This window comes from uncultured Veillonella sp. (assembly GCF_900545795.1).
GTDB lineage: Bacteria > Bacillota > Negativicutes > Veillonellales > Veillonellaceae > Veillonella_A.
In genome coordinates, this window is sequence record NZ_URAR01000001.1 from 151,602 (window position 1) to 166,654 (window position 15,053).

General features: G+C 37.1%; 12 protein-coding genes. 2 read left to right on the forward strand and 10 right to left on the reverse strand.

Annotated features, from left to right (window positions below):
- Position 1 precedes the first annotated feature (1 nt).
- Positions 2-832, reverse strand: coding sequence for a diaminopimelate epimerase (gene dapF, locus QZR90_RS00635; protein WP_295787613.1), 831 nt, complete (start codon positions 830-832; stop codon positions 2-4).
- A gap of 816 nt (positions 833-1,648) precedes the next feature.
- On the opposite strand from dapF, the gene QZR90_RS00640 reads away from it, so the two are divergent.
- On the forward strand, positions 1,649-3,271 hold the full coding sequence (locus QZR90_RS00640; protein WP_295787615.1) for an L-lactate permease: 1,623 nt from the start codon (positions 1,649-1,651) through the stop codon (positions 3,269-3,271).
- Between the two features lie 445 nt (positions 3,272-3,716).
- Here the strand turns inward: QZR90_RS00640 and QZR90_RS00645 are convergent, their stop codons facing one another.
- The 6 genes from QZR90_RS00645 to QZR90_RS00670 all read right to left on the reverse strand — a co-directional run bounded on the left by QZR90_RS00645 (position 3,717) and on the right by QZR90_RS00670 (position 10,011).
- A complete protein-coding gene (locus QZR90_RS00645; RefSeq protein ID WP_295787618.1) occupies positions 3,717-4,181 on the reverse strand; it encodes a DUF523 domain-containing protein in 465 nt (154 codons plus the stop codon).
- Positions 4,182-4,207: 26 nt separating this feature from the next.
- On the reverse strand, positions 4,208-5,113 hold the full coding sequence (locus QZR90_RS00650; protein WP_295787623.1) for an EamA family transporter: 906 nt from the start codon (positions 5,111-5,113) through the stop codon (positions 4,208-4,210).
- Positions 5,114-5,462: 349 nt separating this feature from the next.
- Positions 5,463-6,611, reverse strand: a complete 1,149-nt coding sequence (locus tag QZR90_RS00655) for an amidohydrolase family protein (protein ID WP_295787626.1) — start codon at positions 6,609-6,611, stop codon at positions 5,463-5,465.
- Between the two features lie 87 nt (positions 6,612-6,698).
- A complete protein-coding gene (locus tag QZR90_RS00660) occupies positions 6,699-8,111 on the reverse strand; it encodes a DASS family sodium-coupled anion symporter (RefSeq protein WP_295787630.1) in 1,413 nt (470 codons plus the stop codon).
- 29 nt (positions 8,112-8,140) lie between these two features.
- Positions 8,141-9,169 carry a hydroxyacid dehydrogenase gene (locus tag QZR90_RS00665; RefSeq protein ID WP_295787633.1) on the reverse strand — a complete coding sequence of 343 codons (1,029 nt, stop codon included), beginning with the start codon at positions 9,167-9,169 and terminating at the stop codon, positions 8,141-8,143.
- Between the two features lie 131 nt (positions 9,170-9,300).
- Complete coding sequence (locus QZR90_RS00670) at positions 9,301-10,011, reverse strand: RraA family protein (protein ID WP_295787639.1); 711 nt, start codon at positions 10,009-10,011, stop codon at positions 9,301-9,303.
- A 248-nt stretch (positions 10,012-10,259) separates the two neighbouring features.
- Between QZR90_RS00670 and QZR90_RS00675 the strand changes: the two genes are divergently transcribed.
- Positions 10,260-11,234, forward strand: coding sequence for a LysR family transcriptional regulator (locus tag QZR90_RS00675; RefSeq protein ID WP_295787642.1), 975 nt, complete (start codon positions 10,260-10,262; stop codon positions 11,232-11,234).
- A 163-nt stretch (positions 11,235-11,397) separates the two neighbouring features.
- On the opposite strand, the gene guaA is transcribed toward QZR90_RS00675, so the two are convergent.
- From guaA to QZR90_RS00690, 3 genes are all read right to left on the reverse strand, one after another.
- Positions 11,398-12,933 (reverse strand): glutamine-hydrolyzing GMP synthase, encoded by a 1,536-nt coding sequence (gene guaA, locus QZR90_RS00680; protein ID WP_295787646.1) that lies wholly within the window; start codon positions 12,931-12,933, stop codon positions 11,398-11,400.
- A gap of 104 nt (positions 12,934-13,037) precedes the next feature.
- On the reverse strand, positions 13,038-14,246 hold the full coding sequence (locus QZR90_RS00685; protein WP_295787649.1) for an ABC transporter substrate-binding protein: 1,209 nt from the start codon (positions 14,244-14,246) through the stop codon (positions 13,038-13,040).
- Complete coding sequence (locus QZR90_RS00690; RefSeq protein WP_295787651.1) at positions 14,243-15,052, reverse strand: ABC transporter ATP-binding protein; 810 nt, start codon at positions 15,050-15,052, stop codon at positions 14,243-14,245. Before QZR90_RS00690 ends, QZR90_RS00685 begins: the two co-directional genes overlap by 4 nt.
- Position 15,053 lies beyond the last annotated feature (1 nt).

A 15,053-nucleotide genomic window follows, 5' to 3' on the forward strand; every position in this document is an offset into this window, starting at 1 on the left:
GTTAAAAGTCTAACTCTGTTTCAAATACTTCTGCTGCAGGCCCTGTCATAAATACAGTACCATCTGCTTCATAACGAATACGCAAAGTGCCAAGATATACGTCTACATCTACTTCGCGATTAGTCAAACCATTTTCATGCGCCATAATGACACTAGCACAGCAGCCAGTGCCACAAGCTAAGGTGGCTCCTGCGCCGCGTTCCCAAGTGCGCACTTTAATATGATTTTTATCTACGACTTCCACAAAATTCACATTAGTACCGCGAGGGAATAACTCATGTTTCTCAAGCTTTGGCCCTAAAGTAGTTAATGGAACAGCCGTTACATCATCCACAAATACTTCTGTATGCGGCACACCCATAAGAACAGAGCTTACTTCATATACTTGTTCTTCTACCTTTACAGACACATTTTGTACCTTTGGTAAGTCCACGTTCATTGGAATTTGAGCAGCTTCAAAAACAGGCTTACCCATATCAACTGTAACTAATGTTACCTTACCATCTTCCACCGTCAAACTAGGCTTCATAATGCCCGCTAAGGTTTCAATCGTAAAGGACTCTTTAGTAATAACGCCGCGTTCATAAACATATTTAGCAAAACAACGAATTCCATTACCACACATTTCAGCCTCGCTGCCATCTGCATTAATAATGCGCATGCGCGTATCCGCTATAGTGGATGGTACAACAACCATGATGCCATCAGCCCCAATACCTGTATGGCGATCACATAAACGCACTGCAAGGTCAGAAAAATCTTTATTGGCACCAGCTTCGTCAATAAATACGACAAAGTCATTGCCAAGACCATGCATTTTAGTGTATCTCATATATATTTCTCCTTTTTCTTATGCATTAAAACTTACTTTTTATTATATCACACTACATATATATTTTATAAGAAAGAGAATCCTCTGACACGGGACATAATACGTGCGGCCGTGTGTTTTCAAGTAGGTAAAAATACATTATTTACATTAACTACTATTTCTATCCAAAATGAGAGGCATCACATCACCATGATTTTACCTAATTTCGAAAAGGGTCTTTATGAGTCCCATGCATACTCATGCATCCAACTCATATAGATTACATTTACACATCAATATATTCATTTAACACATACATGACCTTAAGAGTCAAAATTCATTTTTTATATACTACCACACTATTCTGCCTCTATTTTTCGAGTTTTCAATTGATTATCATTATAACCCAAATGTTTAAAATACCGGTATTATGGGAAGTTTAAAGAAATTTCATGCATTCAATTATTCATTTAAGTTATAAATACCTGAGTAAAATTCACAAAAATCGATATTTGATACTAGACATTTAACATATTTATGTTACTATTGAATAAGAGATATCTAGAATGGTAATAATACCAGTTGAGTAAACTTTACAGAGCGCTTTTTTCTCTAAAGTCTACCACTCGTCACTAGTGCAAAATTAGACTATTTTTACTATTGCATATAGTGATAACTTTGACACATACTATCTTTGAAAGGGGGCTACAGCTAATCTAGCAATACAGCGTATTGCACGTAACTTTAATAAAGTCTCAACTGTTACTATTTAACTAGTAGTCCATATTTGTCCCGGTAACATTACCATTGAGAGTTTGAAAATGAAAGGATGATCTCATGATTACAACATTATTTGCCTTATTGCCACTGTTGTGGCTCATTGTGGCTTTGGCTATTCTAAAAGTCCCAGCCTGGAAAGCCTGTGGTATCGCGGCTATCGGTACCTACATTATCGCTATTTGGCACTTTGATAGAGCCCCTGGCGTAATGTTCTCTGGCGCCTTAGAAGGCGTGGCGCTCGCTATTTGGCCAATTCTTTTAGTTATTACAGCAGCTATCTTTACTTACAATTTAGTAGTTCATACTAAAGCTATGGATACGATTAAAACTTTGCTATCATCCGTTACTTCTGATATGCGTATCCTCGCTTTACTGCTTGCATGGGGCTTTGGTGCCTTCATGGAAGGTATGGCTGGCTTTGGTACAGCCGTAGCAATTCCAGCAGCTATGATGGTAGCTGTAGGTTTTAATCCATTAAAATCGATTCTTGCTTGCTTAGTAGCTAACTCTGTACCAACTACATTTGGTTCAATCGCTATTCCAACTACGACTTTGGCTTCTTTAACTGGCCTTGACCCTATTCATCTTGGCACATTTATTTCTGCTCAATTATTTATTTTAAATATTGTAGCTCCATTTTTCGTAGTAGGTATTATTGGCGGCGGCTTTAAAGCTCTTAAAGGCGTATTTACTATTACCTTATTAGCAGGTCTTGCACTTGCTATCCCAGAGCTTATCATCAATATGACAGCTGGCCCTGAACTCTCCGTAATGGTTCCTTCCATTATCATCATGGGCGTTATCATCCTAGGTGCTAAATTCTTACCAGTAGATGATCCTGATTACAAAGTAGAAACAACTACTGAAAAAATTACTGGCTCACAAGCTTTTGTGGCAGCTATGCCATTCTTATTAATCGTAGTTCTCTTGATTTTAACATCAAAACTTGTACCAGCTATTAATGCACCATTGGCTGCTATTAAAACAGCTGTGCCAATCTACACTGGCGAAGGAGCTAAACCATATACCTTTACGTGGATTGCCACTCCTGGTATTATGATTTTCATTGCTGCCTTCATCGGTGGCGCTGTTCAAAAAGCCGGTTTTGGCGAAATGTTCGGCGTGCTTGGCAAAACTATGAAGAATCTAAAATTCACTTATATTACGATTATCTCCGTAGTTGTAACAGCAAAATTAATGACCTATGCAGGTTTAACTTCTGAAATCGCAAGTACATTAGTTGCTGCAACCGGTTCCTTCTACCCAGCATTCGCACCACTAGTAGGGGCTCTAGGGGCCTTCATTACTGGTTCTGGTACTAATGCTAACGTATTATTTGGACCACTTCAATTAGCTGCGGCTCACGACTTAAACCCAAGCTTTACTGAGCTTCCACTTTGGTTAGCAGGGATTAACTCCGGTGCTGCCGGCATTGGTAAAATGTTCTCCCCTCAAAGTATCGCCATCGCTATCGGCGCTGTAGCACCAGCACTTGATTCCTTCATCGAAAGCAACAAAGTAGAAGAAGGCAAGGCTAGCGAACTTCGCGAGAGCATCAAAGCGAATGTAATTATGGTATCTGTATTAAAATACTTCCTAATCTTCATCGTAGCTGATGGACTTATCGCCTATTTCGGTATGTCCTTCATCAATGTAATTATGGGATTACTGGGAAAATAATGCCCCTATAAATCAGACCATATAAATCAAAGTAATTGTGGGTACTCAAATTTATGAGCACCCATATTCATAAATTTATAAGTAATCGATAAATACAATCAACTACTTATAAAATACTTTATATAACAACCTAGCAAAAAAGACCCGTTGAACTTATTTACGCGCAGTACACGCAAGCAATCGCTTGTCCCTACATGGCTGAAAAGTTACAATCGGGTCTTTTTTATTTTTTCTAAATACTCTTTAATACTCTTTAATCCCCTTTATACAAAAACCTAAAGCCTCATACCAAAGCCCTATACATATATCTCCACGCATTACTAATTTTAACCATAAGATGCTTATGGTTTTGTATCTAACACTTTACACTTATACCTTTATATCCCAATTTTCTAACTTTATACCAAAACCCTTATAGTTTTATATCTAACACACTATACATAAATCAGTATCTTAAGTCCTCTATATCGAGGACTTTTATTTTATGTTCCTTTAATAATATGGCAAAAATCCCTGAGCCTTTTATACGTTTCCCTGCAAAAGTACCATCATAAATTTCGTTAACCCCACAGGAAGGACTACGGGACTGAAGAATCGCCAACTCAACTCCTTCATCAAGAGCTATCTGAAGAGCAATTTTAGCGCCTAAACGAAACTCTTGATCTACAGATTGCCCCTCTCGATTGATTACAATACCATTTACTATTTCAGCCGGCACACGTGATGTGGGCAAACCACCTAATTCTTCTGGGCAAACTGGTATCACTTGAATCGAATCCTGGGGATGACTATGCTTTATCTGGTCAAGAAAATCTGCTAGTTTCTGGCTATAATTATGACCACCATTATATTTACAATGTTCACCTAATAAACAAGCACTACAAAGTATCTTCCTTTTCACAGCCTTCATATTACCTCCCTCTATCTAACAGGCAGTTACACCATTTTCTTCTTCACAGTTATACCGTTAGCGATTAATAATCCCATGATAATAATAAGCCCTCCAAGCCATTGCACCAAAGTTAAATGCTCGTCTAAAACAAACTCGGCCGTAATAAGCCCTACTACTGGCACTAATAGAGACAATGGCGCCACCTTATGTGCTGGATATTTGGCTAGTAGCATACTCCATAAGCCGTAGCCCATAATCGTCGCTAAAAATGCAAGATATAGTACCGAGAAAATAGCCGCGCCCGAAATACTCTCAAAAGCAAGTAAAGCTAACTGTTCCTTTTCTAAATAAAATGACCCTAACAGCATTGGAATGGGCGGAATTAAACTAGACCATACAATTAAGCTCAACATATTTAACGGCTTATTTTCCGCTATCGCATTCATAGATAGTTTACGTACTGCAATATTAGACAATCCCCAAAATGCAGCCCCTAGCAAAGTCAATAAAAATGCACTTAAAGGAATATGAGTACTACCAGCCAAACCGGTAATACCACTTATGCACACTAAACCTACAGCCGCTACTACTAAGCCTAATACTTGCCTCATCTTAATATGCTCTTTAAAAAGAATGGCCATAAATACTATAGTAAAAAATGCTTGCCCCTGTAACACTACCGAAGCCACGCCAGCTGGCATTCCTATGTGAATGGCATAAAATAAGCAAGAAAATTGTCCAACCCCAACAAATAAGCCATAGGCTAAAAACCAAGACAACTTAACATGAGGGCGTTTTACAAATAAAATAGCCGGAAATGCTGCAAATATATAGCGTAAAGCCACTAAAAGTAGAGGCGGAATCTCATTTACACCCCATTTAATAGCAGCAAAGTTAAATCCCCATACAAGAATAATGAGTAATGCTAGTATTATATCTCGTAATTTCATGAAAAATCAGATCCTCCCAAATTCATTGCCAGAGCTAATCTAAATTCTATTTATAAAGATGTCCCCCCAAATAATAACAAAAAATTAATAAAGACATTATATCATACCAAGCCCCACTAGATTTTATTATATACTAAAAATAGTGCGACTTGCGGATATTAGAATATCTACAAATCGCACTATTTTTTAGGATATATTTTATTATAAATATTTTATACACCCTATATTAAAATATAAACAATGTAAACCTTTAGTTAAGTTAAGTTAGATTAAGATAGTAGAATTATTTTAAAAGATATTAATGTAATCCTAATAAATAATAGGAGGACATTGTCTATATTTTTAACAGTTAATTAAAGCTCTCCTCATATAAGTATCGAGAATTACAGTATACAATCTGCCCCTGTTTAATAGTCATTTGTGGCTCTAGTACTTTATTTGATTTAAACTCAGTTCCTTTCCAATCTCTATAAGTTTGAGTAAAATCAATCCAATCAAAAATTGCTACATCAGCCATAGCATCAGGAGATAAACATCCTATTTCGCCTTCCATCTTCATTAATTTTGCAGGATTTTCTGTAGCCATCTTAACAACTTGCTCCATAGGTATTCCCATTGAAATATATCGTGACATAAGATTTGGTAAAGAAAATATAGGTCTACGATACATACTACCTAATACTAAATCAGTACTACACATGTCCGCTATAAATCCTTGCTTCATGGCACCTAACATAATATCATAATCCCCATGTTTGCGTCCTTCTGCAGTATCAAAGATGATTCCTCGTTTTCTAGCTTCTAAAACACAAGGATATAACTTGCCATTCTCATCTAAGATTGTATTTTTAACCCCTTGATAGACATGTTCAAATATATCTCCAGGTCTCAACATATCCAGTACCTCTTCTGTAGAAACCGGAATATTAGTACAATGAACCTCTACTGGGCAACCTACAGTTTCTGCAATTTCAATAGTCTTACGTAATGGTTCAATTCCTAATCCTTCAGCCAAATCTTCACTTTGCCGAATTTTTAACCCTAATAAATTGTCGCTATATTCTTTAAACATGCGTCGAATCTTTTCTGGGTTAAAATACTTAGGGTTAATATTTTCATGATGACTAGTAGTTACTAGCCCCGCAGATGCAACATATAAAAAACTTTTTATAGTAACTTGACTTCGTGAGATAACAGAATTTTTAAATAATTGATAATTAGCTACACCAGCAGAAAAATCAATAGCTGCAGTTACACCTGTAGGTAAATATGCCGTATCTGCAGGAATCCCAATCTCAGTTCCTTCAAAAAACATATGAGCATGCGCATCAATTAACCCAGGGAAAACTAACTTGCCAGTTGCATCAATAACATGTTTTGCAGCCTCTCCATCTTCATAAGGGACAATTCGGCCATTATAAATCGCAATATCTTTTATTTTATTAATCTTATTATATGGATCAATTACATGTCCATTCTTAATTAATAAATCAAGCATTGTACTACTCCTATCACTTTATGCTCTTACCTTTTTATAAATAAAAGCTTATTAGATTTAAAATACAAATATAGCTTAAATCGTTATTTAAAATAAACCTATTAACGCCCAGTAAGGAATACCAATAATAGCATAAATTAAGAGTGCAAACACAACCATAGAAGTTCCGACTTTCCAGAAATCACTTTGCGATACATAACCAGATGCAAATGCAATCAAGCCAGCCCCATTTCCATAGTGAGTCAGCATAGCTCCATAACTAGCAAATACTGCTAATAATAGGGCTACTACAGTTAAATTGGCTTGCGTAGTTGCGGCAATAGCAAATAATACTGGATAAAATGAAGCTACAAAAGCACTATTCGATACAAAGAAATAACGAACAGCAAGACTTACCAATAGAATAATTACCGTAACAATAGTCCCATCTACAGCAGAAATATTTAATACGTCTCCCAATACAGTAGCCAACCATTTGTAAAATCCAGCAGATGCTAAGGATGCTGCTACACCATAAAAAGCACCATACCACAAGAAAATGCTCCAAGCACCTTTTGCGCCAATTACATCATTCCAATTCAATATGCCTGTCAACAAAACTAATGCTAAGAATAAAAATCCTACAACTTGCATATTCAAATATACAAAATTTAAACTAGACCCAAACATCCACCCTAATACAGCTAAAACAAAGAGAACACATAGAACCTTTTCATTGCGACTCATAGGCCCCAATTCTTCAAGGCCTTTCTTAGCTAACGGTTTAATATCTGACAAAGACTTCAAAGTTGGAGGATATAATTTATAAATAACAAGCGGTGCCAAGAATAAGAACAGACCACCTGGTACAACTGTCGCCATAAACCATGTTCCCCACGATAAATGTATTCCTAGCATCTCATTAAGCAAAGATACCGTAATTGCATTGGTAGCCATCCCTGTTAAAAATAATGCTGACGTGCCTTGTGAACTTGCATACATCAAAGTAGTTAAATATCCACCAAGCTTTCTAGGATCTTTGTTAGGTTCAGAGCCTACACCTTCAGCAATACTTTGAAAAATTGGATAGATAATTGTAGTACGAGCTGCATTAGAACCTGTAGCAGGACTTAAAATTAAGTCTGTCAATACTAAAATATAGCCTAAGCCTAACGAACTACTCCCTGACTTTAATAGCATCTGATAAGCAACACGTTTACCTAACCCAGTTTTAACAAAAGCTGTACAAACGATAGTAACAATAGCAATAAACCAAGTCATGCTACTACCAAAGCCAGACAACAGCACATTCGTTTTAATGAATAAAGCCATAATCCCTAAAATAATTAGAGTTATGATTGGTTCGGCAAAGGGCTTTAATACAAGCCCTGCCAACAAACCTAAATATAGTGATACTAAATGCCACGTTTCAGGCTTTAAGCCTTCAGGCGTTGGAATATTCCAAAAAGCTACTATCACGATGGCAATAAATCCAAGTTTTAATAGTTTACTAACGTTCATACACACCTCTATATAGAATCACTTAAGCCTTAAAAATCAAACATACCTGCTGGTTTTGAGTCTGTTTTCTTAATATCGTCATAAGTCTTAGCTGTAGCATAGTCAATATCATTAATCGGCCAAGTAGGTTTCTTACCTTGAAACACTTCCACTACTCCCATAGCAGAGAAATAGGATGCTCGATGTGCTGCCTCTTGAGTATTACCACCAATATGAGGATAAATAATTACATTATCTAGTGTTAATAATGGGTTTTTAGGGTCAACAGGCTCTTGTCGAATCGCATCTAAGCCTGCACCAGCAATAACACCATTCTTACAAGCATTATATAAAGCTTCTTCATCAACGCAAGCACCGCGTGCTGTATTTATTAAGAATGCGGTTGGCTTCATCATCGCTAAAGTCTTTTCGTTTACCATATTCTTAGTAATCGGTGTATTAGGCGTGTGTAAAGATACGTAGTCACTTTCTTTGAAAATACGGTCTAAATCACGAACAACTTCTACGCCATCTGGAAAATCAGCTGCGGGTTTATATGGGTCATAAGCTAGAACATTCATTTCCATTCCTAAACAACGTTTTGCTAATCGACTACCAATATTGCCACAACCAATAAGACCTATTGTTTTTCCATTTAAAGTGTTTTTCTTAATTTTTAGTTTTGCTTTATAAAAATCATCAACCCAAGTCTTTCTTAAATTAATTACATTGCGACTACATTCTAAAATCAATAATAGGGCTGTTTCTGCAACTGACGTACTATTTGCAACTGGCGCATACAACGCTTGTACGTTATTATCATGGCAAGCTTTTACATCAAGCGCATCAAATCCTGCACCATGTCGAACAATTACTTTTAAATTAGGATTTGCTTCAATTACTTCACGAGTAATTGGAGTAATCCGAACAATCATTGCATCTGGTTTATGTTCAATCATATCAGCTAAAACATCTGCTGTTTCAAACCCTCGACCACGAATTAACTCTATACCAGAATCTATTAATAATTGGGTGCCTTCTTCCATAATTTCCTGTGGTAATAAAACTTTCCAAGCCATAATCGTTTCTCCTCTCATTTAAAAAAGTTAGGTAATATTATAATTAAGTAAAAAATCTATTTATAGCAAATTATCATTTATATCCTAAATATTGTTATTTTCTTAATTCAGGCCTATAAATCCAGCTATAATTACGCTTTATATACATCATCAATAACTTCAAAATTCTTTGCTTCTAGTGTCCGGTCAACCCAGCTGCGGTCGATTGTCCCATTTAGAGTTTTTTGTAGTTTTGCATCATCATTAGCATGATATTTTTTAGCTAATTCTAAAATAGTTGACGCATCATTTTTAGGAATCACAATAATTCCATCTGGGTCAGCTAGTACAATATCACCTGGGTTAATACTTACTCCACCACAGGCAATAGATACATTTACTTCACCAGGACCTTCTTTATATGGCCCCCCTGGAGTTGTCCCAGTACAATATACCGGAAAATCCCATTTTCCAATTTCATCGATATCCCGAATTGGACCATCAATAATAATGCCTGCTATTTTCTTTACTCGGTATAGATATGCCATCATAACTTCACCAATCAATGATCGCGTATCGTCTTCTTCATTGGATACTACAATTACATCACCTTCGGAGCAATAATTTAATGCTGCATGAAGAGCTAAATTATCTCCGGCTCTACATTTCACAGTAAATGCTGGGCCTGCCATAATCTGCGCCTTTGGAGAACTGACCAATTTAATCCGCGGATTCATAGCACAATTACGTTCCATACAATCCCCAACATTAGATGCTGGTAATAATTTAAATTCTTCAACCACGGCTTGTTCTGGAAGCTCACGTTTTAAATAAATTCTTTTTCCTAATGACATCTCTAACATTCCTTTCTCCAATAACTTTTTTACGCTCCAAACCATAACTATAACTCATAACAACGTTGCTTTTAATTTATGATGTTATTGTAGTATGTATGAGCAACAAAAACAAACATTGTATTTTATTAATTTCAACAAATTTATTTTGTTATCTATTCATGAAATGATACAATAATATAAAATACTATTAATCTTAGAGAAAATCAGTGTTATAAACTAGTTCAATACTTTATCATTTTATACAAGGAGGATTTATGAATCTAATATCCTATTACTACTTTATTGAAATAGCCAAAGATTTACATATTACTAGAACTGCCGAACGCCTATTTATTTCACAACAAAATCTAAGTAATCACCTAGCTAGATTAGAATCTCATTATGGAATAGAGCTGTTAACAAGACGTCCTAAGCTTCAGCTAACCTATGCTGGAGAAATAGTACTATCTTTTGCTAAAAACTTAGTTAATCGAGAAAAAGAATTGACATCAATAATTCAAGATATAAAAAAAGAAGCCGAAGGTACTTTGCGTGTTGGTGGAAGCCCTATCCGAATATCTCAATCCTTACCCGCTATATTGCCATTCTTCTCACAGAAATATCCTAAAGTATCTGTTTCCATTTTAGATAAGAACTCAAATTTTTTAGAAGATTTAATTTTAAAATTTGAACTTGATCTTGCCATTGTTATGGATCCTCAAGATTCACCTTTACTAGATAATACTCTACTAATAAAAGATCAAATCTATCTCTGCTGTGATGACACTCTTTTAAAAAAATATTATCCTAATAGTTTTGAAGATATAAAAAAACGCTCCATTAATGGAGCTCAAATAGAAGATTTTATTAAAATACCTTTCTCTATATTAAATAATAGATTAGGTCACGAAATAGATAATTGCTTTAGAGAAAAAAATTTGTCCCCTAATATTTATTCTACTAGCACCTATACTCAAGTAAGCACAAGCATTGCCGCACAAGGCAATGCAGCCGCATTTGCGTCCCACATAGGACTAATCGCCACATTTCCAACACTCCCTAAAAATTTAAATGTTTTCCCTTTATTCTATAAAAACAAACCACTAATAAAAGATATATGTTTAATACATCACAACGATAAATACCTGCCTTCATATGGACATTATTTCAAAACACTCTTATTAGAATATTTTCAAAAGTTAAAAACTGTTACATTAGCACAGTCTGCAAATGATATAAATAAATTTTAAAGATACTATTTATATTAATTACTCGCTCCATATAATAGCCACTTACAATAACTTTCTGCACTTTCTTTTTCATAGACTCTAATAAAAAAGTCCGTGTTAGTCTTTACTTGCTCTTTTTCTTTATAAGAAAAGCGCAAAAGCTAACACGGACTTTTATTTTATCTTATTCCCACTCAATAGTAGCTGGTGGTTTAGATGTAATATCGTATACGATACGATTAATATGTTGTACTTCATTTACGATACGAACCGAAATTTTATCGAGCACTTCATACGGAATGCGAGCCCAATCGGCTGTCATGAAGTCAGTTGTAGTTACACCGCGAAGTGCGAGCGTGTAATCATAGGTACGGAAGTCGCCCATAACACCGACTGTACGAGTGCTTGTAAGTACAGCAAAGTATTGATTAATGGAACGATCAAGTTTCGCTTTAGCAATTTCTTCACGGAAGATAGCATCTGCATCGCGAAGAATATCGAGTTTTTCACGAGTAATTTCACCCATAACACGAATAGCTAAGCCAGGACCTGGGAATGGTTGACGCCATACAAGATAGTCGGCTAAACCAAGTTCAGCACCCAATTCGCGCACTTCATCTTTAAATAAATTGCGAAGTGGTTCAATAAGACCTTTGAAATCAACAACGGCTGGTAAACCACCTACATTGTGATGACTCTTAATTACGGCTGCATCACCAGCACCAGATTCAATTACGTCAGGATAAATTGTACCTTGTGCTAAGAAATCAACAGACCCAATTTTGCGGCCTTCATCTTCAAACACACGGATAAATTCTTCACCAATAATTTTACGTTTTTGTTCAGGTTCTTCAACGCCTGCTAAACGGCCTAAGAAACGATCAGCCGCATCAACGCGGATAAAGTGCATCCCTGAATCTTTAAAGGCTGCTTCTACTTCGTCACCTTCATTTTTACGCATTAAACCATGGTCAACGAAGATACAAGTTAATTGTTCACCTACAGCTTTGGAGATAAGCGCTGCTGCTACAGAGCTATCTACACCGCCAGATAAAGCTAATAATACTTTGCCATCGCCCACTTTGTTGCGGATTTCTTCAATCGCTACTTTAGCATAGTTAGCCATTGTCCATTCGCCATGGCAACCACACACTTCAAATAAGAAGTTGTGAATCATTTCTTTACCATGCTCACTGTGAAGCACTTCTGGATGGTATTGCATAGCATATAATTTGCGTTCCACATCTTGCATCGCTGCTACTGGGCAATTATCAGTGTGACCAACCACTTCAAAACCTTCTGGTACAGCCGCTACATAGTCTACATGACTCATCCAAACAATTTCATTTTCACTTAAACCTTTGAAAAGTGGAGAGTTTGTATTTACTTTTACAGGTGTCTTACCAAACTCACGAGCCTCAGCAGACTCTACTTTACCGCCTAAAGTATGCGCCATAAGTTGCATACCATAGCAAAGGCCTAACACAGGAATTCCAAGTTCAAATACTTCTTTTTCAATGCGTGGAGAATTTTCTTCGTACACGCTATTAGGGCCACCAGTGAAAATAACCCCCATAGGGCGCAACTCTTTAATTTTTTCTACCGCTTTATTGTAAGGATAGACTTCACAATACACGTGATTTTCACGTACACGACGAGCAATTAACTGATTGTATTGCCCACCAAAATCCACTACAATGACAAGTTCCTTTTGATCCATTATGTCCTCCATGATTGCTGATGATTCATAAAAAGATTTATTACATATTTTTACACTCTATTATACCATAGAAACACAAGCTAAAAAAATAGGGCTATACAGCCCTATTCACTATGCTCTGAAATATTTGAGAAATATGTAACTAAATCGTCCATAGCTCGCTCTTTAGCAATAATACCATGCGCATTCCACACCAAGGGATCAACATTTAAAATATGTCCCTTGCGCACTGCGGGAATGAACTGCCATAAAGGATCTTCCTTTAGCTCTTCATAGCGCTTTTCTGCAGCCGCCGTATTGCCTGAACTACTCGGCCCATAGCCACTGCTTACAACTAAATACTCAGCCTTAAGCTCTGGTAACATTTCTAGAGAAATCACACTAGATTCAGTACCATTTTGAGAAACAGCTAAAGGATCTGGCTCTATATTTAATAATTCATACATAAATCGACTAATGTCATTTGATTGATATGGATAGAGCCGCACTTCTTTCTTCAAGATTCGTAGCAAAGCCACTGGTGAATCACCGATAGCAGTCTTAATAGCTAAACGAGATTGTTTTACATGCTCATAATAGGCCTTCAAGCGCGCCTCAGCCTGCGCTTCACGATGCAAAATGCGGCCTAGTGCCAATAAAGTGACTTCTGTTTTCTGCAAATTCAAAGCCCCTACAGGAGCGATTTTACTTAATGCATTATACGTGTTGCGATCAAAAGAGTCTCGCAGCAAAATAAGGTCTGGCTTCAATGCTTGAACTTGCTCTAAATTGATAGCTTTAATATCTTCATTAATACTAATTGTCGCTACACCTTGCGCCTCTAACTCATCATGGAGATAAAAGCTAGGCGTATTATAGGCTCCCACCATGGGAGCACCTAGGGCTATCATAGGGTCTTCCAATCGAATGACAACCACGCGCTGTGGGTTCTCTGGCAACACAGTAGTCCCGTACTTATGCTTTAATATAAGCTGTCCTTGGTCCTCTGTAAACAATTTCCCCATATCGTTTTTAATCATTGCATAGCGTGTGTCTAACTCCTTATCAATAGCTTCTGGCGTATCAGCACGCGCTACATTAACATCAAACAAAGGCTTCGCCGTAGCCGCCTTTTTAAGCGGCGACTTTACTTGCCAGTCCGGCATAGCACAACCACTAGTTAATACAGTCATTCCTGTAAGCATCATAACCGCTACACTCATCAAAGTCTTCTTAGACTGGCAACGCCCTGTTTCTCTTCTTATAAAAGTTTGGCACAGGCGGCACGTCGAGGTTACGCTAGTCCTAAGTATCTTCCACCGAGGGTTCATCATAGGTCGCCTCCCACATACTGTGGAATGCAAAATGGCAGACTTGTCATAGGGTCACGCATAATCATTGCCGTAATATTAAATACTTCCTGAAGCATTTCATTTGTAAATACTTCCTCGGAGGTCCCTTGAAAGCGCACGGTGCCCTCTTTCATAGCAATAATATGGTCTGCAAAACGCGCCGCTTGATTCAGTTCGTGAAGCACCATAATCACAGTCTTATTAAATTCGGTATTTAAATAATCTACCAATTGCAAAACTTCTAATTGATGAGCAATATCTAAGAAGCTCGTCGGCTCATCGAGGAATAATATATCTGTATCTTGCGCCACTGCCATGGCAATCCAGGCGCGCTGTCTTTGTCCATCGGAGAGGCGGTGAATGGGCCGTTCTGCCAATTCTTCTAAATGAGTAATCTTCATGGCCCAATTCACATAGTCTCGGTCTTCTTTGCTAGCTTTTGAAAATACACCATGTTTATATGGCGCCCTGCCATAGGAAATAAGCTCTCGCACCGTAAGTCCCTCTGGTGCGGTTGGATGTTGGGGCAAAATCGCTACCTTCTTAGCAAGTTCATGAGTAGGCACGGCATAAATAGACTGTCCATCTACGTATACATCACCAGCCATAGGCTTTATGATGCGACAAATAGTCTTTAACAAGGTTGATTTACCGCATCCATTGGAGCCTATAAGGGTGGTTATTTTACCGCGCGGGATAGCCAAGTTTAAATTATCTATAATCACTTTTTTATCATAGCCAGTGCGCAGATTTTCAATGATAATATCAGTTTTACTATGATCGCTCATA

What these genes read in the sequence shown, in the direction of transcription:
- dapF (WP_295787613.1), bottom strand. Translation starts at nt 832, where the DNA reads ATGAGATACACTAAAATGCATGGTCTTGGCAATGACTTTGTCGTATTT.
- QZR90_RS00640 (WP_295787615.1), top strand. Translation starts at nt 1,649, where the DNA reads ATGATTACAACATTATTTGCCTTATTGCCACTGTTGTGGCTCATTGTG.
- QZR90_RS00645 (WP_295787618.1), bottom strand. Translation starts at nt 4,181, where the DNA reads ATGAAGGCTGTGAAAAGGAAGATACTTTGTAGTGCTTGTTTATTAGGT.
- QZR90_RS00650 (WP_295787623.1), bottom strand. Translation starts at nt 5,113, where the DNA reads ATGAAATTACGAGATATAATACTAGCATTACTCATTATTCTTGTATGG.
- QZR90_RS00655 (WP_295787626.1), bottom strand. Translation starts at nt 6,611, where the DNA reads ATGCTTGATTTATTAATTAAGAATGGACATGTAATTGATCCATATAAT.
- QZR90_RS00660 (WP_295787630.1), bottom strand. Translation starts at nt 8,111, where the DNA reads ATGAACGTTAGTAAACTATTAAAACTTGGATTTATTGCCATCGTGATA.
- QZR90_RS00665 (WP_295787633.1), bottom strand. Translation starts at nt 9,169, where the DNA reads ATGGCTTGGAAAGTTTTATTACCACAGGAAATTATGGAAGAAGGCACC.
- QZR90_RS00670 (WP_295787639.1), bottom strand. Translation starts at nt 10,011, where the DNA reads ATGTTAGAGATGTCATTAGGAAAAAGAATTTATTTAAAACGTGAGCTT.
- QZR90_RS00675 (WP_295787642.1), top strand. Translation starts at nt 10,260, where the DNA reads ATGAATCTAATATCCTATTACTACTTTATTGAAATAGCCAAAGATTTA.
- guaA (WP_295787646.1), bottom strand. Translation starts at nt 12,933, where the DNA reads ATGGATCAAAAGGAACTTGTCATTGTAGTGGATTTTGGTGGGCAATAC.
- QZR90_RS00685 (WP_295787649.1), bottom strand. Translation starts at nt 14,246, where the DNA reads ATGATGAACCCTCGGTGGAAGATACTTAGGACTAGCGTAACCTCGACG.
- QZR90_RS00690 (WP_295787651.1), bottom strand. Translation starts at nt 15,052, where the DNA reads ATGAGCGATCATAGTAAAACTGATATTATCATTGAAAATCTGCGCACT.